Origin of the sequence: Spongiactinospora sp. TRM90649 (genome assembly GCF_029382225.1) — a bacterium.
GTDB lineage: Bacteria > Actinomycetota > Actinomycetes > Streptosporangiales > Streptosporangiaceae > Spongiactinospora.
The window spans coordinates 147,427-164,564 of record NZ_JARLTC010000025.1; the positions used below are offsets into that span (position 1 = coordinate 147,427).

Sequence of the window (17,138 nt, forward strand, 5' to 3'; positions counted from 1 at the left end):
CAATGTTTCACGTGAAACCGGCAGCCGACCGAAGCCGAACGCCCGACCCGCATCCGAGTCCCGCGGCGCCCCGGACGTAGCCTTACGGAATGCCGATCGACTCCCTGTATCCCAAGAGCTTCGCCAGCGACAACCATGCCGGAACCCACCCGGACGTACTCGCGGCGATGGCCCGGGCCAATGAGGGAGACGCTCCCGCCTACGGTGGTGACCGCTGGACGCGAGAATTCGAGGATCACATCAAGGATGTGTTCGGCGGCGCCGCGGCCGGATTTCCCGTCTTGAACGGCGCGGGAGCCAACATGGTCGGGCTCGCGGGCACTGTGGGCCGCTTTGACTCCATCATCTGCCCGGAGACCGCCCACATTGCGACCCATGAGACTGGAGCCGCCGAGCGCCTGCTGGGCAGCAAGCTGGTCACGGTTCCCACCGAGGATGGCAAGCTCGTCCCGGACGACATCAGAACCCGTCTCCCGGTAGCGGGCGTGGACTTCGAGCCGCTGCCACGAGTGGTGTCGATCTCTCAGGTGACCGAACTGGGCACCTGCTACACACCCGACGAGATCGCCGCCTTGGCGGACGTGGCGCACGCCAACGGGATGCTGCTTCACGTGGACGGGGCGAGGCTTGCAAACGCGGCTGCGTTCCTCAAGTGCCCGCTCCGCGAGTTCACCACTGACGCCGGGGTGGACGTGCTCAGCTTCGGAGGAACCAAGAACGGCGCCCTGGCCGCCGAAGCCGTCATCGTTCTCCGGCCTTCCCTCACCGCCGCCATTCCCTTCCTCCGCCGGCAGTCCCTCCAGCTCGCTTCCAAGACTCGCTTCATCTCGGTGCAGCTCTCCACGCTCCTCACCGACGACCTCTGGAGCAGGAACGCCACCCACGCGAACGCCATGTCCCACCGCCTGGCGGACGGCGTCACCGACCTCCCTGGCCTGACCATCCGGTACCCAGTGGAATCCAATGCCGTATTCGCTGCCCTACCTAAGGAGGCGATCAGCATCCTGCAGGAACAGTTCACTTTCCACGTCTGGGACGAATCGGAGAACGTGGTGCGCTGGATGACCGCCTTCGACACCACGCCAGAGCACGTGGACGACTTCATCGCCGCCATCAGGAAGGTCCTCTCTCCCTGAGCACCCCCCCCCAATGTTTCACGTGAAACGACAAACCCACCCGGCCCTCACCCGGCCCCAGAGCGACGCGTACGACTGAACGACCTTGACCGCAAGGACTCGTTCCTGCTTCCCTCACACGGCGGCTGCCAGAACGCGGTCCTGCAAGCCGTACGGGCCGAGGGCGTCGTGTTTCACGTGAAACATCCGGGGCCGCCAGCCGTCGAGGGATGGGGCATGAGACGGAGTCTGACGTCGGCATCCAAAGCACACCGCGCGCCATCAACACCGCTCGACCGAGCTGCCTGACGTCGCCGATGAGGCCGTCAGTCGATCTGCAGCCGCGTACCCCAGGGACCTCCAGACCTACGCTCCGGGAGCAGATCGCCTGAGCATGGCTCACCCCTGTCGCCCTCGGCAACGTCGCCCACAGGGCCGCCATGACCACCCACGTGTGCCCACTGGGCGCACACCCGCGCCGTGCGCCCCTCAGCGGGGGGAGACACCGCAGGCGAGCCATGGCGCATCTACAGAGGGGGCACCGGTCAGGCGATCTCACACTCACGCGACGGCAGCGCAGGAGCGTGCGCACCCTGGCAGTCTCTATCGCACAGAACTCCGACCGACGGCGCGTCATACGTTCCGGGAAGCGGATCGCCGCCAGGTGTTCCCCTACCGCTATCCCCTGCCACGGCAGGGCGACCCCGCTATCCCCCGGTTGGCGCAGCGACATGTGCACAGCGAAACACCGCTCCAGAGCGACACCCCCGTCATCCCTATCCACGCCGATCAGAATGGTGACGTCCCATCGCCGTGGCCCGCCCCTTCCCGATCCACCACTGACGAGCGCACCAACGCCCGCCCCTCTTCCCACGGCACCCGGGCCGGCCGGCATGGGCGGAACAGTGACGAGACAACACCATACGCACCGGTCAGACATCTATCAGGCCACACACCGCCAAGCCCTGGAGGCCTTCCTGCGCAGACGGACCCGACGCGATCGACAAGTCGCTCGAAAGACACCCGATCCAATCCCGGGGCCAGAAGCGAGGAGGGTCAGATCCCGCCGAACCGCCTACCCCACAAGTCTCACTGAAGCGAGGGCGATTGCGCGCGCAGCGCGCTCCAGGACGGCAGGCCCACCGGGCTTGAACCGCTTTGGCGGCCAGACGATAGCCCCGCGCCAGGACGGCCGACAGCATCGCGACTTGATCCCCTTTGCGGGATAGGCGGCAACGCGCACCAAGGAACGCAAAGGCACCGGGTGAAGAAGCGGCCCAGGACAGGCGTGGCACCGCCGCTTGATCCGCTAGGGCAGGTAGTCGGCAGCAGCGGGGCTTGATCTGCGTTGGGTGGAGATGTGGGAGCGCGCAAGGGCACGGCTGGGGGATCGGCCGACCAGGGTTCTACGGTCTCAAGGCCGGTGGGGTGAGGCGCTGGGCAGAGGCTGAATCTGGTGGGATTCAGTAAGGTGCCGGTTGTGGATCATATGGAGCGGGTCGCAGGGGCCGTCGTTGGGGCGGTGGTGGGGGATGCGTTAGGTGCCCCCTTTGAGTTTGGGCCGCCGGGAGCGTATTCGGCCCGGTTTCCAACGTCCGATAGCGGGAGCGAGATGTGCGGGGGTGGCCCCTGGAATCCCGGGGAGGCCACGGATGACACGCAGATGGCCGTCCACGTCGCCGACTCGCTCTTGGAGCACCACGCCCTGGACCTGCCTGACATCTTCGTCCGCTTTCAGCGCTGGGCGGACGACTCTCCCAAGGACATCGGGCTGCAGACCCGGGCTGTCCTGAGCCGTGGGCTGCCGTGGGATCAGGCCGCGGCCGACCACTATCGCAGCGGTCACCAGGCGGCCGGCAACGGGTCGCTGATGCGGGCCACTCCCTCAGCGGTGTACTTCGCCCCCGATGGACTGCAGGTCAGCATGAATGCGGCCCGCCAAATAGCCGCGCTCACCCATGGCGATCCGGCCGCCTGGGAAGGCACCGCGATCTTCCATGAGCTGGTGCGGGTCGCGCTGAGCGGTGAATCCCCGCTGGACGCCGTCCCTGAGACGCTTGCCGCTATCCATCCCGACCAGCGCGAGCGCTACTCCGTCGTGCTGGACAAGGACTGGCACCCGACCCAGGCTACCGAGTTCAACGGTGCGGTGTGGCCGTGTCTTGGGTCGGCGGTGTGGGCGCTGCGCACCACGAGCAGCTACGAAGACGCGCTGCGGGCCGCCGTCGATCTGGGTGGGGACACCGACACCGTCGCGACGGTCACCGGGGGGCTGGCGGGGGCCGTCTATGGACTGAGCGCGATTCCGGTGCGCTGGACGGAGCCGCTGCACGTCCCACTGCCCGGTGGTGGTGGCCGAGTTCTACGTCTGCCGCACCTGCTCGATCTCGCTCGCGCGTTGGCAGGATAGGGAAGGAACGGCGCTCAGTGCCAGGTCCGCACCCCAGGCTTTGTCGTGTTTCACGTGAAACACGACAAGAGAATGCCCGCAGGAAGCGACCTGCGGGCATGCCGGACAGACGCGAGGTCAGTCGTCAGAGCGGACGATGCGGGCGGCTTCGGGGGCCATCGTGTCGATGATGCGCTCAAGGTCGTCCATGGTGGCGAACTCGACGACGATGCGGCCCTTGCGAGTGCCGAGGTCGACCTTCACCTTGGTCTCGAAATGGTCGGAGAGACGGTCGGCGAGGTCGATGAGGGCCGGTGCGGGAGGCTTCTTCTGTGCTTTCTGGCGCGGCCCGGGGGCGGACTTCGCGTCGCCGATGGCGACGATCTCTTCTACCGAGCGCACGGACAGGCCCTCGGCGACGATTCGGCCGGCCAGGTGCTCCTGGGCGGCGGAGTCGTCGAGGGTGAGCAGGGCCCGTGCGTGGCCAGCGCTGATCAGGCCGGCGGCGACGCGCCGCTGAACTCCGGGCGGGAGGTTGAGCAGGCGGAGCGTGTTGGTGATATGCGGGCGCGAGCGGCCGATGCGCTGAGCGAGTTGCTCGTGGGTGGCACCGAAGTCGTCAAGGAGCTGCTGGTAGGCCGCCCCCTCTTCGAGGGGATTGAGCTGTTCGCGCTGGAGGTTCTCGATCAGGGCGTCGCGCAGCAGCTCGTCGTCCTGGGTTTTCCGCACGATGGCGGGGATCTCGCTCAACCCGGCGCGTTTTGAGGCGCGCCAGCGGCGCTCCCCCATGATGAGCTCGAACTTGCCGTCCACCATGGGCCGGACCACGATCGGCTGGAGCAGACCCACCTCGCGGATGGACTCCGCCAGCTCTTCGAGTGCGATGTCGTCGAAGACCTTGCGGGGCTGACGAGGGTTCGGCTCGATCGCCTTGACCGGGATCTCCTGGAAGTGCGCTCCCGGCACGGGCAACGGCCCCGGGCTGGTTACGCCGCTTCCTTGCGAAACCTCCGCCGTGATGGTCCCGACGGACCCCTCGGCCGGGGCGATGCCCGCCGAGGTCTCTATGACGGGGGCGGTCGGGATCAGTGCCCCGAGCCCCTTGCCCAGTCCGCGCCGCTGCTGACCCACTACAACTCCCTCATCCGCCCGTCCGCCTACGGGCCGCCGCTTCTGCGAGGTTACCGCCGTACCAGCCGGGGCCACGACCAGACGCGAGGCCCCCGCCGGTGTTCTATGCCTGTACGGCAGCGCCCCGGTACGCGATCTCGCGGGCCGCGTCCATGTACGCCATCGCACCGCTCGACCCCGGGTCGTATGTCATGACCGACTGGCCGTAGCTGGGCGCCTCCGATACCCGCACGCTCCGCGGAATCACCGTGTTCAGCACCGTATCCGCGAAATGCGACCGCACTTCGTCCGCCACCTGCGACGCCAGGCGGGTGCGACCGTCGTACATGGTCAGCACGATGGTGGAGAGGACGAGCTCCGGGTTGAGGTGAGCCCGGACCAGATCGACGTTACGGAGGAGCTGTCCCAGCCCTTCGAGCGCGTAGTACTCGCACTGGATGGGGATCAGCAGCTCTCTCGTGGCGACCAGCGCGTTCACGGTCAGCAGGCCGAGGGAGGGCGGGCAGTCGATCAGAATGTAGTCGAGCTCGATGGAGTCGAAGGCGTTGATGGCACGGCGCAGCCGTGTCTCACGGGCCACCAGCGAGACCAGCTCGATTTCGGCGCCGGCGAGGTCGATGGTCGCGGGCGCGCAGTAGAGCCCGGGCATGTCGGGCACCTCTTTGACGATCTCCTTGAGCGGGAGGTCGTCGACCAGCACCTGATAGACGTCGGGAACGTCGCCCCGATGCTCTATGGAGAGTGCGGTCGAGGCGTTGCCCTGGGGGTCGAGGTCGATGACCAGGACCCGCTGGTTGTGCATGGACAGGGCTGCTGCGAGGTTGACCGACGTGGTGGTCTTGCCCACGCCGCCCTTCTGGTTCGCGACGGTAATGATCCTGCGCTCAGGGGGGCGCGGCCAGTCACCGTTTCGCGAGGTGCTGACGGCGGTGGGTGCCGCCGTCGCCGTCTGGGGAGCCGATGTTTCACGTGAAACCACTGAGCTGAGTGCCTCTCGTACCAGCGGCGAGTCGCCGGGGTTAAGGGGAGTGTCGGTCACCGTCGTCGTCCTTTCAACCGGCTCGGCGGCACCGTTCGGGCTCGGAGTCTCGCGCCGCTCCCCCGGGGCGGCCGGCCAGCCGAGGCCAGAACGATTTCCGGACTCTGCGGTTTCGGCGCGGGCGGCAGGCCAGCCAAGGCCGCTAGCCGTACTGGCCAAGACGTCACCTCTTCCGTCTGCGCCGAGGGTCGCGCCGACCTCGCTCGGGCGGGCGACCGGCGACCACCCGGACGAGAGTTGCGGGCGGCTCGACCTTACCGTGCCCGACCGCGACAAGCTCGGCCCTCTGGACCCCACAGGCTCGTAATTGCGATTCGGCCTCGCCGAGCTCCGCCGCGGCCCGCTCCCCCTTCATCGCGAGCAGCTCGCCGCCCTCGTGCAACAACGGCATGGACCAGGTCAGCAGCCGCTCAAGCGGCGCGACCGCGCGAGCCACCGCGACGTCGAAGGAGCGCTTGCCGGCGAGCTCCTCGGCGCGCCCCCGAACCACCTCGACGTTGCCGAGTTTCAGCTCCTCGGCGCACTCCTCCAGGAACACGACCCGGCGCAGCAACGGCTCCAGCAGGGTCACCGTGATGTCGGGCCGCACGATCGCCAGCACCATGCCGGGGAGACCGGCGCCAGAGCCGACGTCGACCAGGGTGACGTCTCGCGGGACGGCCTCGGCCACCACCGCGCAGTTCAACAGGTGGCGATCCCACACCCGGGGGACCTCCCGGGGCCCCAGCAGGCCGCGCACCACGGCGGGACCGGCGAGCATCCGGGCGTATGCCTCGGCCAGCGGCCATGCGTCACCGCTGAAGACCTCACGGGCCACCGGGGGAGGAGCGGGCGTTTCATCACTCATGAGGACCTCCCGCACGCACGCCGCCGCTCGAACCGGCTCGCACCGCTGCCCTCCCCTTCACTCCGCGGACGGATCACACGCTCATGCCCGCCCGCCGGTCGATCGTGCCGGTTGATCACCCGGCCACCGCCGGCGCCTGCCCGACCCGACGACCATATCCAGCTTTCGCCCGCACCACCGACGGCGCGCCGCAGCCTGTGGATAACCTTCGGCCACGCCGGGGCGCGAGGGAACCCCTCTAGGCTAACGGTCCGGATCGATCACTAATCCGGATGAAACCGATGCGCAGGTCCGGCGGGTCGTGCGGCACGCCCGCCGTCCGCTCATCAGGGCGCGAAAGTTGTCCACAGGCTGGGGACATATCCCACGCCGAGCGGGGTAGCCCGCACGGCGCAGAAACCGTTCACGACCGGGTCAGCGGGGGAATCATGGACCGGCCACGCCCGGCGGCCCTGGGTCCGCGGCGCGGCAAGTTTTCCACAGGCTGGGGATAAACAGCCGCCGATGCGCCGGTATCGGAGGTCACAGGGCCATGGAAAGCACTCGGCCCTGCGCTCGTGCGTTCGCACGGGGCAGGGCCGTAGGTTAAAGCGGTAAGCGGGTCAGACGGGCATGACCACGACGAAGCGGTTGGGCTCCTCGCCCTCCGACTCGCTGCGCAGGCCGGCCGCCGCCACCGCGTCGTGCACGATCTTGCGCTCGAACGGCGTCATCGGCTGCAGCGGCTTGGCCTCGCCGCTGCGCTTGACGTCGTCGGCGACCTTGCCGCCGAGCTTGGTCAGCTCCGCCCTCCGGCGCTCGCGAAAGCCGCTGACGTCGAGCATCAGGCGGGACCGCTCGCCGGTCTGCCGGTGAACGGCCAGCCGGGTCAGCTCCTGGAGCGCCTCCAGGATCTCCCCGTTGCGGCCCGTGAGGTCGCTCCCCTTGACCCCCACCACCGACACCATGGCGCGATCACCCTCGACGTCCATGTCGATGTCGCCGTCGATGTCGGCGATGTCCAGCAGTCCCTCGATGTAATCCGCGGCGATCTCACCCTCCTGCTCAAGCGCAGCGAGATCGGGAACGGTCGCGGTGGGGGTTCGCGCCGTCTCCTGTTCGGCCTCGGTCACGTCCGGCATCTCCTTTGTGTGTCGGGTCGCGCGCGCGGACCCGGCGGCCTGCTAGGTCTTTTTCGTACCCGTGCGCTTGCTGCGCGACTGCCGCGTCGGCTGCTGCCGCACCACCTTGGGCTCCGGGGACGGCGGAGCGTCCTGCTCGACCTCGACGTCGGCCTTGCCCCGGCTGCGCAGCTTGGTGATCAACCCCGGCTTGGGCTCGGGCTCGATCACGTTGCCCTTGGCATCGAACGTGGGCATCGGGTGACGACTGTAGAACCAGTGCTGCTGACCGAGGGTCCACAGGTTGGTGGTGACCCAGTAGAGGATCAGACCGAGCGGGAAGTTCAGGCTGAAGACGGCGAACAGCGGCGAGATGTACATCAGGATCTTCTGCTGCTGGACCATCGGATTGTCCGGCATCTGCGCCATGGAGCGCTGCACGCTCTGCCGTACCGTCAGGAAGGTCGTCAGCGAGCTGATCGCCACGAAGATCACGAGGACGATCTTGCTGATCACCGGGTCGGCGCCGAGCTTGATGATGTCGGCGTCGGAGGTGAAGAAGGTCGCCGGGATGGGCGCGCCGAAGATGTGCGCGCTCCGGGCGCTGTCCACCAGTTCCTGGGACATGCCGAACTTCGGATCGCCGTGGGCCATCGCGTTCAGCACGGTGAACATGGAGATGAAGATCGGGAACTGCGCGACGAGCGGCAGACAGCCACCGAGCGGGTTGGCCCCGCCCTCCTGGTAGACGCGCATGACCTCTTGATTCATGCGCTGCTTGTCGTTCTTGTACTTCTTACGCAGTTCCTGCACCCGTGGTGCCAGCTCCTGCATCTTCCGCGAGGAGCGCATCTGCTTCATGAACAGCGGGAAGATCAGCAGTCGCATCAGCACGGTGAGCGTGATGATGGTGAGCGCCCAGTTGAGGCCGCTGTCCTCGGCGAGGAAAGTGCTATATCCCTGGTGAATCCAGGTGATTACGGCCGCTACGGCTGTGTAGAGCCAATTCAGCCAAGACAGCTCCACCGAACTAGCTCCCTTGCTTTTCGTGGGATCGGATCGGGCGAGAAGGCACGGGGTCAACGCCTCCGGGATGGAAGGGGTGGCAACGCCCGATTCGCCGGATCGTCAGCCATGAGCCGCGCAGCGCGCCGTGGACGGCGATCGCCTCAAGGCCGTACGCACTGCACGAAGGGTAGAAACGACAGCGAGGCCCGAGGAGCGGCCCGATGAACGCACGGTAGAAGCGGATCGGACCCATCAGGATCCTGGCGACGGGGCTCGCCTCGGCGGCCTGTTCCGCCGTGATCACGCCCGTCGCCGCCCGCGCCATGCTCGGTCGGTCCGTCATCGATGCCCATCCGTCCGGGCCTGTGGGGCAGGCCCTCGCCGCCTGAGTAAACGATTCAGCGCGACGTCGAGTTCGGCGGCTAGACGCTCGAATCGCGCGGACGCGGCCGATGGATTGGCGCGTACCACCAGCAGGCTACCCTGCGGGAGCAGATGCAGACGGTCACGCATCAAGTGTCGCAACCGGCGCTTGACCCGGTTGCGCTCGACGGCGCCCCCTACCGCGCGGCTCACCACGAACCCCACCAGGGGCGGGCCCTCGCCGCCGGTCTCCTTGCTGAGGTGCACGACCAGCGTGGGCCGTCCGGCACGGTCTCCACGACGCACCGCGGTGGTGAACTCCTCACCTCGGCGCATGCGTGACCGGGACGGCAACACGAGCAGACCTCCGACTGAGCTGCGATCAGGTACGGCTAATCGCCCACCGGGGCTCGCCCGGCGGGCGACGGGAAGCCCACCCGACGCGGCGGCGTCAGACCGCCAGCTGCGCGCGTCCCTTGCGACGGCGGGCGGCCAGGATCGCGCGGCCGGCGCGGGTGCGCATGCGCAGCCGGAAGCCGTGGGTCTTCGCGCGGCGGCGGTTGTTCGGCTGGTAAGTACGCTTGCTCACGAGTGGGCTCCAGGCTTCGGGTCGCGCCCCGCTGGAAAAGCAGGGACACCTGACACACATGGTCTTGGTCGCCGGCACTGGTGCGGGCATGCCAAAACGCCGTCACACGTTCGGCCGACCGTCGTACGTTACGGGCACGACGGCGCCCAGGTCAAACCGAACGGCCGCGGCCGCCGGGCCACCGCCCCGCTGCGCTCGCCCTGGCCAGGCGTTATCCACTAATCCACAGGCGGGTTATCCACGGGAGCCACGCCATCCACAGCATGTGCACCCAGCCTCCCGCATCCTGCCACTAGGCTGTGGACAACGTCTTGAACACAGATGTGCACACGGCTACTGTCGGCCCTCCGGATCTCCCTTCCGTTCTGCCCGGATGCGCTCGAAGGTGACCTCGTGGGCTGTGCATACATTGTGGATTCCCTGTGGATCTCCGGTGGACGACGCGCGACCGGCGAGCTGTGGACACAGGAGGGCAGCCGGGCCGTCCGCGCGAAGGCGTCAAGGCACCGATGTGGATAACACATGGGTGTGGACAACGAGGACGCGGGGGGCCGCGGCAGGAAGGAGGGGAGCCGAAACCATGGACGGTGTCGATCTCGACGCGGTGTGGGGCCGGGCGCTGGGCAGCATTCTCGACGGCGACGTGCCCGTGCACTACCGGGCCTGGCTCGCCATGACGCGTCCGCTCGGCCTGGTCAACGACACCCTTCTGCTCGCCACTCCGAACGAGTTCGGCAAGGACGTGCTGGAGAGCAAGCTGCGCCCGCTGATCGCGCACGCGCTCTCCCAGGAGTTCGGCCGGGCCATGCGGGTCGCGGTCACGGTGGACCCCTCGGCGGCCGAGTCCGAAGACGAGGACGCGCGGCAGGCCGACTATCCGCAGGGCAGGCAGCAGGGTTATCCCCAGGGTGGAAATCCACCGCGCGCCTATGGACAACCTACGGATCCCCAGCACAGGCAGGGTCTCGGCGGACAGCGCGGATATCCCGGGCCCACCCCTCATCCACAGTTGTCCACAGACTTTCCACAGCACAAACCACAGGATCAGCCCGGCCGTCCACAACGACCCGCCCCTTATAGGGACGAGCCCGCGCAGCACTACCGCCCGTCGGGGCAGGGGGAGCAGCCGAGGGGCGAGTCCGGGCGCGGTCACGGCGGTTTCCCGACTCAGGCGCCGGGCCGGCCTTACGGCGAAAGCCCGGCGCAGGGACAATCCGGCGGCGGCCGGCAACGGTACGGCGAGCCCCCCTTCGACGGCGCCCAGCAGCGCTTCGACGTGCCCGGCGGCTTCGGCGAGATCCCCTTTCCCGAGGACGACTTCGGCGGCGAGGCGCGGCCGTACCCCGGTGAGCAGCAGCCGCCGAAGCCCCCCGGCGTCGTCGAGCAGAGCCAGGACCAGCAGAGTCGTCCGCCCGCCGCTCCCCCGCAGCCGCTTCCGCAGGCCGCCCCGCCACCCCAGCACCGCTGGGAGGGTCGCGGCGCGCGCGGCGGCGAAGCGGCCAGGCTGAACCCGAAGTACACGTTCGAGACATTCGTCATCGGTTCCAGCAACCGGTTCGCGCACGCGGCGGCCGTCGCGGTCGCCGAGGCCCCGGCCAAGGCGTACAACCCGCTGTTCATCTACGGCGACTCGGGCCTGGGGAAGACCCACCTGCTGCACGCGATCGGCCACTACGCGCAGAGCCTCTACGACGGTGCCCGGGTGCGTTACGTGAGCTCGGAGGAGTTCACCAACGACTTCATCAACTCCATCCGCGACCACAAGGCGGACGGTTTCCGCAGCAGGTACCGCGCCGTGGACATCCTCCTGGTGGACGACATCCAGTTCCTGGAGGGTAAGGAACAGACGCAGGAGGAGTTCTTCCACACCTTCAACACCCTGCACAACGCCAACAAGCAGATCGTGATCTCCAGCGACCGGGCGCCCAAGCAGCTCGTCACGCTGGAGGACCGCCTGCGAAACCGGTTCGAATGGGGGCTGATCACCGACGTGCAGCCACCCGAGCTGGAGACGCGCATCGCGATCCTGCGCAAGAAGGCCATTCAGGAAGGGCTCGCCGCGCCGGGCGACGTGCTGGAGTACATCGCCAGCCGGATCTCCACCAACATCCGGGAGCTGGAGGGCGCGCTGATCCGAGTGACCGCGTTCGCCAGCCTGAACCGCCAGTCGGTGGATCTGCAGCTCGCCGAGGTGGTGCTGAAGGACCTGATCACCGAGGACTCCAGCCCGGAGATCACGGTCGCCACGATCATGGCGCAGACCGCCGCGTACTTCGGCATCTCGATCGACGACCTGTGCGGCGGCTCGCGGTCGCGGGTCCTGGTGACGGCCCGGCAGATCGCGATGTACCTGTGCAGGGAGCTGACCGACATGTCGCTGCCCAAGATCGGCCAGCAGTTCGGCGGGCGCGACCACACCACGGTCATGCACGCCGACCGGAAGATCCGCTCGCTGATGGCGGAGCGGCGGTCGATCTACAACCAGGTCAACGAGCTGACCGGCCGGATCAAACAGCAGTCCCGCGATGCGTGACCACCCGGCGACGCTCGATTCACAGCCTGTGGATAACGCTGTGGATCAGTCTCGAATGCCCCACTTGGCCGACAGGACAGTGCTTTTGGGCCCCGGCACCGCGCTTACGGAGCGCACACATCCCGAACATGGGGTGGGGATAACTCTGGGGACATCCTGGGGAAAGGTTGTGGACCACTGGTGGACAACCTGGGGAAGCCCTGTGAAGACACGGTCAACCAAATCGCAAACCGGACACCTACCCCGTGGAAAACCGGTGGAAACCTTGTGGACCGACGGTGGACAGCGGACCCCTCACCTGGGGACGGCCTGTGCACAGTCGTCGTTCATCCCCAGCCGAACGAGTTTCCAACAGGCGTCATGCACAGGTCCGGTGGATGAAAACAGCCGTGATGAGCTGCGGAAACGGCCTCTATCCACAGTATCCACCGCCCCTAAGAAGATGACCTGTTATCTCTCCTTCCAAGAAACTCAAAACCCATAGAAGGGTTCCCGCCCGACCCAGGTGCGGGACAGGCGACACTTGACCCACACCCGATGGGCCCACGCGCACATCCCCGCGCCCCCATCGAGAACCGATCCACAGGAGGCGGATCCACGTGATGTTCAGAGTCGACCGAGACGTGCTCGCGGAGGCGGTCGCATGGACGGCACGCAGCCTTCCGGCGCGCCCGTCGGTGCCGGTCCTGGCGGGCATGCGCCTGGAGGTCACCGACGACCAGCGGTTGAAGCTCTCCGGCTTCGACTACGAGGTCTCCGCCGAGGTGACCCTCGAACTGCAAACCGGTGAGCCCGGCGTGGTCCTGGTCTCCGGCCGCCTGCTGGCCGAGATCACCCGCGCGCTACCCGCACAGCCTGTGGACTTCGTGGTGGACGGCGCCAAAGCCGTGGTCACCTGTGGCAGCGCCCGGTTCACACTGCTGACGATGCCTGTGGAGGACTACCCGTCGCTGCCGTCCATGCCGCCCGCGGCCGGGCGGGTGGGCAGCGACGTGTTCGCGTCCGCGGTGGGCCAGGTGGCCGTCGCCGCCGGGCGCGACGACACGCTGCCGATGCTCACCGGCGTGCGGATGGAGATCGAGGGCGACACGGTGACCCTCGCCGCGACCGACCGTTACCGGCTCGCCGTCCGTGAGCTGAAGTGGCAGCCCGACCAGCCGGAGTTCTCGGCGATCGCGATGATCCCCGGCAAGACCCTCGCCGATACGGCCAAGTCGCTGACCACCGGCGCCGAGGTCGAGATCGCGCTCAGCTCCGCCGGCGGCACCGGCGAGGGCATGATCGGGTTCTCCAGCGCGGGCCGCCGCACGACCACCCGCCTGCTCGACCCCGAGTTCCCCAAGTACCGCTCGCTGCTGCCCACCGAGTTCTCCGCCCACGCCGACATCGCGACCAGCGCGTTCGTCGAGGCGGTCAAGCGCGTGGCCCTGGTCGCCGAGCGCAACACGCCGGTGCGGCTGGCGTTCCGCGGCGACGAGGTGGTGCTGGAGGCGGGCAGCGGCGACGAGGCGCAGGCCGTCGAGGCGCTGCCGGTGGAGTTCGACGGCGACGAGATCAACATCGCCTTCAACCACCAGTTCCTGCTGGAGGGGCTCGGCGCGATCGACTCCGACGTGGCGCGGCTGTCGTTCACGACGTCCACCAAGCCCGCGATCCTCACCGGCGGCAAACCCGACGCCGACGCCGCCCCCGACTACCGCTACCTGATCATGCCGATCCGGCTGTCCGGCTGAGCCCCTGGCCGAGAGCGGCCGGCCCCCCGCCGTCCGGTCGAGATCCGGGGCCCTGGGCCCGCCGGGCTCCGTCCACGGCTAGGCTTTGTCCACGGTGGCGGGCGAAGGCCCCGGTTCGGCGGCCCGCCCACGGGTATTCGGGGCGTGGACCGTAGGCGGAAACCCTTCGAGGGGGTGCTCGTATGCAGATCGGCATGGTCGGGCTCGGCCGAATGGGCGGCAACATGGCCGAGCGGCTGCGCCGTGGTGGCCACGAGGTCGTCGGGTACGACCGCGATCCCGCGATCAGCGACGCCGAGAGCCTGAAGGACCTCGTCGAGCGGCTGCGCCCGCCCCGGGCGGTGTGGGTGATGGTCCCGGCGGGCGGGCCGACGCGCTCCACCGTCGGGCAGCTCGGTGAGCTGCTGTCCGAGGGCGACATCGTGATCGACGGCGGCAACTCGCACTACGTCGACGACCGTGAGCACGGCAAGGAGCTGGCCGTCAAGGGCGTCGGGTTCGTCGACGTCGGCGTCAGCGGCGGCGTGTGGGGCCTGGAGAACGGCTACGCGCTGATGGTCGGCGGCGAGGACCGGTATGTCCAGGCGCTCTCCCCCGTCTTCGAGACCCTCAAGCCGGAGGGCGGCGGGTTCGTCCACGCCGGCAAGGTCGGCGCCGGGCACTTCGCGAAGATGGTCCACAACGGCATCGAGTACGGCATGATGCAGGCCTTCGCCGAGGGGTGGGAGCTGCTGGAGGCGGCCGACGTCGTGGAAGACGTCGAGGGCACCTTCAAGAGCTGGCGGCACGGCACCGTGATCCGCTCCTGGCTGCTCGACCTGATGGTCCGGGCACTGGATGAGGATCCCGACCTCTCAGACCTCCGTGGTTACGCTCAGGACTCCGGAGAGGGTCGCTGGACGGTCCAGGCCGCGGTGGAGCACGCCGTACCGCTGCCGGTGATCACCTCGGCGCTGTACGCGCGGTTCAGGTCGCGGCAGTCAGACTCGCCCGCGATGAAGGTGATCGCGGCGCTGCGCAACCAGTTCGGCGGGCACGCCGTCACGGCGAACGCCGGGGCCGAGGGGCTCGGCGCCGACTCGCCGGGCGCCGACGTCGCACCGCCTCGCGAGGCGGGCTGATCGTCGCGCCGATCACCAGATGATCGCCACGATGATCGTCGGCTGATCGCCGATAACTGTGACATATCGGACGACACGGGTGTGACCCCGGTGGGCCGTGTGGCCCAGTAGCCTTCGTGAGTGCATGTCGCCCACCTGTCGCTGACCGACTTCCGGTCATACCCGTCCGTCGAGCTGGCCCTCGGGCCCGGCGTGACGGCGCTCGTGGGGCCCAACGGGCAGGGCAAGACCAACCTCGTCGAGGCCATCGGATACGTCGCGACGCAGTCCAGCCACCGCGTGGCCGCCGACGCGCCGCTGGTGCGCCACGGGGCGTCCAGAGCCGTCGTGCGCGCGTCCGTCATCAAGGAGGACCGCCGGGCCCTGGTGGAGCTGGAGATCAACCCCGGGCGGGCCAACCGCGCCCGGATCAACCGCTCCCCCGTCTCACGCGCTCGCGACGCCCTCGGGCTGCTGCGCACCGTGCTGTTCGCCCCCGAAGACCTCGCGCTGGTCAAGGGCGACCCGTCCGAGCGGCGGCGTTTCCTGGACGACCTGCTCGTGGCGCGGGCCCCGAGGTACGCCGGGGTCCGCGCCGACTACGACCGGGTGCTGAAGCAGCGTGGCGCGCTGCTGCGCACCGCGCTGTCGGCCCGCCACGCCGGCAGGCGCAACGGCCACCGCGCGACGCGGCGGGCCGCCGACGAGTCCGGCTTCGCCGAGGCCGGAGCGGGCGACGTCCTCAGCACGCTCGACGTCTGGGACGCCCACCTGGCCCGCCACGGCGCCGAACTGCTCGCCGCGCGGCTGGAACTCCTGGAGGTCCTCCGCCCGCTGGTCGCGATGGCGTACGCGGCGCTGGCCCCGGGGTCGGCCGAGGTCGGCCTGTCCTACCGGGGCACCCACGCCGGGGGTGAGGACGGCGAGGCGGAGACGACGGCGGAGCGTGCCGTCCTGGAGGAACGCCTGCGGGCCCGGCTGCTCGAGGTCCGCGACGCTGAGATGGAGCGCGGCGTGACGCTGGTCGGGCCGCACCGGGACGACCTGCTGCTGAGCCTGGGGGAGTTGCCCGCGCGCGGATACGCCAGCCATGGGGAGTCCTGGTCGTTCGCGCTCGCGCTCCGGCTGGCCGCCTACGACCTGCTGCGGGCCGACGGCGGCGACCCGGTGCTGATCCTCGACGACGTGTTCGCCGAGCTGGACGCGCAGCGCAGGCGTCGCCTGGCGGAGACCGTCGGCGGCGCGGAGCAGGTGCTGGTCACCGCGGCGGTGCCGGAGGACGTGCCGTCCGAGCTGACCGGCGTGCGGTTCCAGGTCGCGGAGGGGAGCGTGACCCGTGTCGGCTGAGTCCACACCCGGCGGGCCCGCGAGGGAGTCGGGGCTTCCGAGAGGGTCAGAGCTTCCGAGAGAGTCCGCGGAGCGGATCGCCGCCCGGGGCGCGGCGCTGGCCAGGGAGAAGCTCGCGCAGGCGAAGGCCGACGCGGAACGGCGCGGCCGGCTTCCCCGCCGTGAGCCTCGGCGCAGGCGCGCCGGGGTGGGCCGTGACGCCGCCGATCCGCAACTGCTCGGCAGCGCGATCCGCGACCTGCTCGCCTTCCGGGGGTGGGAGCAGGAGGTCGCGGTGGGCGGGGTGTTCGGGCGCTGGCGCGACATCGTCGGCCCCGACCTGGCCGCGCACACCAAGCCGGAGACCTTCACGGAGGGTGAGGTCGTCGTCTCGGCGGACTCGACGGCGTGGGCGACCCAGGTGCGCCTGCTGGCCGCGACGCTGGTCAGGCGGCTGAACGAGGAGCTCGGCGAGGGCACCGTGCGGCGGGTGAAGGTCCAGGGGCCGCAGCGGGGGCCGCGTCCGAGGGGCGGGCTGCGGGTCACCGGCAGCAAAGGGTCACGCGACACGTACGGATAGCGACAGGGTGGGAGGTTCGCCGTACGACGGGCACCGGGCCCCGGCGGAGAGATGTCCGTCCCGCGCGTGGCGGCCCCGGCGGCGGCGAGCATCACCCGGCCGGCGGCCCTCGAACCCCCGAAATTACGGCTGGATGGGCCAGCGAGCCGTCTGCGGCGATGACCCCCATCTCTGTGGGGGGACTCTTGAGAGAGGGGTCGACGCCCGACAGGGCCATCACAGGGGCCGTCAATGCCACATCATGCGCTTGGGGCCGGTAGAATGAAAGCGATTCCGGACACGTCC

The 17,138-nt window shown here is 69.0% G+C and carries 15 protein-coding genes; 7 read left to right on the forward strand and 8 right to left on the reverse strand.

Going from position 1 to position 17,138, the window contains the following annotated elements:
* Nucleotides 1-89: 89 nt before the first annotated feature.
* Nucleotides 90-1,136 (forward strand): aminotransferase class V-fold PLP-dependent enzyme, encoded by a 1,047-nt coding sequence (locus tag P3X83_RS26495; protein WP_277307928.1) that lies wholly within the window; start codon nt 90-92, stop codon nt 1,134-1,136.
* A 1,468-nt stretch (nt 1,137-2,604) separates the two neighbouring features.
* Nucleotides 2,605-3,525, forward strand: a complete 921-nt coding sequence (locus P3X83_RS26500; protein ID WP_277307968.1) for an ADP-ribosylglycohydrolase family protein — start codon at nt 2,605-2,607, stop codon at nt 3,523-3,525.
* A gap of 117 nt (nt 3,526-3,642) precedes the next feature.
* On the opposite strand, the gene P3X83_RS26505 is transcribed toward P3X83_RS26500, so the two are convergent.
* The 8 genes from P3X83_RS26505 to rpmH all read right to left on the reverse strand — a co-directional run bounded on the left by P3X83_RS26505 (nt 3,643) and on the right by rpmH (nt 9,581).
* Nucleotides 3,643-4,635, reverse strand: a complete 993-nt coding sequence (locus tag P3X83_RS26505) for a ParB/RepB/Spo0J family partition protein (protein WP_277307929.1) — start codon at nt 4,633-4,635, stop codon at nt 3,643-3,645.
* 103 nt (nt 4,636-4,738) lie between these two features.
* Complete coding sequence (locus tag P3X83_RS26510; protein ID WP_277307969.1) at nt 4,739-5,638, reverse strand: ParA family protein; 900 nt, start codon at nt 5,636-5,638, stop codon at nt 4,739-4,741.
* A gap of 199 nt (nt 5,639-5,837) precedes the next feature.
* Complete coding sequence (rsmG, locus tag P3X83_RS26515) at nt 5,838-6,521, reverse strand: 16S rRNA (guanine(527)-N(7))-methyltransferase RsmG (RefSeq protein ID WP_277307930.1); 684 nt, start codon at nt 6,519-6,521, stop codon at nt 5,838-5,840.
* A gap of 602 nt (nt 6,522-7,123) precedes the next feature.
* Nucleotides 7,124-7,642 (reverse strand): R3H domain-containing nucleic acid-binding protein, encoded by a 519-nt coding sequence (locus tag P3X83_RS26520; RefSeq protein ID WP_277307931.1) that lies wholly within the window; start codon nt 7,640-7,642, stop codon nt 7,124-7,126.
* 42 nt (nt 7,643-7,684) lie between these two features.
* Nucleotides 7,685-8,647, reverse strand: coding sequence for a membrane protein insertase YidC (gene yidC, locus P3X83_RS26525; RefSeq protein WP_277307932.1), 963 nt, complete (start codon nt 8,645-8,647; stop codon nt 7,685-7,687).
* A 4-nt stretch (nt 8,648-8,651) separates the two neighbouring features.
* Nucleotides 8,652-8,954, reverse strand: coding sequence for a membrane protein insertion efficiency factor YidD (gene yidD, locus P3X83_RS26530; RefSeq protein WP_277307933.1), 303 nt, complete (start codon nt 8,952-8,954; stop codon nt 8,652-8,654).
* A 14-nt stretch (nt 8,955-8,968) separates the two neighbouring features.
* Nucleotides 8,969-9,349, reverse strand: coding sequence for a ribonuclease P protein component (gene rnpA, locus P3X83_RS26535; protein ID WP_277307934.1), 381 nt, complete (start codon nt 9,347-9,349; stop codon nt 8,969-8,971).
* 94 nt (nt 9,350-9,443) lie between these two features.
* A complete protein-coding gene (rpmH, locus tag P3X83_RS26540) occupies nt 9,444-9,581 on the reverse strand; it encodes a 50S ribosomal protein L34 (RefSeq protein WP_277307935.1) in 138 nt (45 codons plus the stop codon).
* Between the two features lie 580 nt (nt 9,582-10,161).
* Here rpmH and dnaA point away from each other — a divergent pair.
* From dnaA to P3X83_RS26565, 5 genes are all read left to right on the forward strand, one after another.
* Complete coding sequence (dnaA, locus tag P3X83_RS26545; protein WP_277307936.1) at nt 10,162-12,114, forward strand: chromosomal replication initiator protein DnaA; 1,953 nt, start codon at nt 10,162-10,164, stop codon at nt 12,112-12,114.
* A gap of 599 nt (nt 12,115-12,713) precedes the next feature.
* Complete coding sequence (gene dnaN, locus P3X83_RS26550) at nt 12,714-13,847, forward strand: DNA polymerase III subunit beta (protein ID WP_277307937.1); 1,134 nt, start codon at nt 12,714-12,716, stop codon at nt 13,845-13,847.
* A gap of 182 nt (nt 13,848-14,029) precedes the next feature.
* Entirely contained in the window at nt 14,030-14,968 is a 939-nt protein-coding gene (gnd, locus tag P3X83_RS26555; RefSeq protein ID WP_277307938.1) for a phosphogluconate dehydrogenase (NAD(+)-dependent, decarboxylating), read from the forward strand.
* 120 nt (nt 14,969-15,088) lie between these two features.
* On the forward strand, nt 15,089-16,294 hold the full coding sequence (recF, locus tag P3X83_RS26560) for a DNA replication/repair protein RecF (protein ID WP_277307939.1): 1,206 nt from the start codon (nt 15,089-15,091) through the stop codon (nt 16,292-16,294).
* Nucleotides 16,284-16,853: a DciA family protein gene (locus P3X83_RS26565; protein WP_277307940.1), complete on the forward strand. Its 570-nt coding sequence runs from the start codon at nt 16,284-16,286 to the stop codon at nt 16,851-16,853. Before recF ends, P3X83_RS26565 begins: the two co-directional genes overlap by 11 nt.
* The last annotated feature ends 285 nt before the right edge of the window (nt 16,854-17,138 follow it).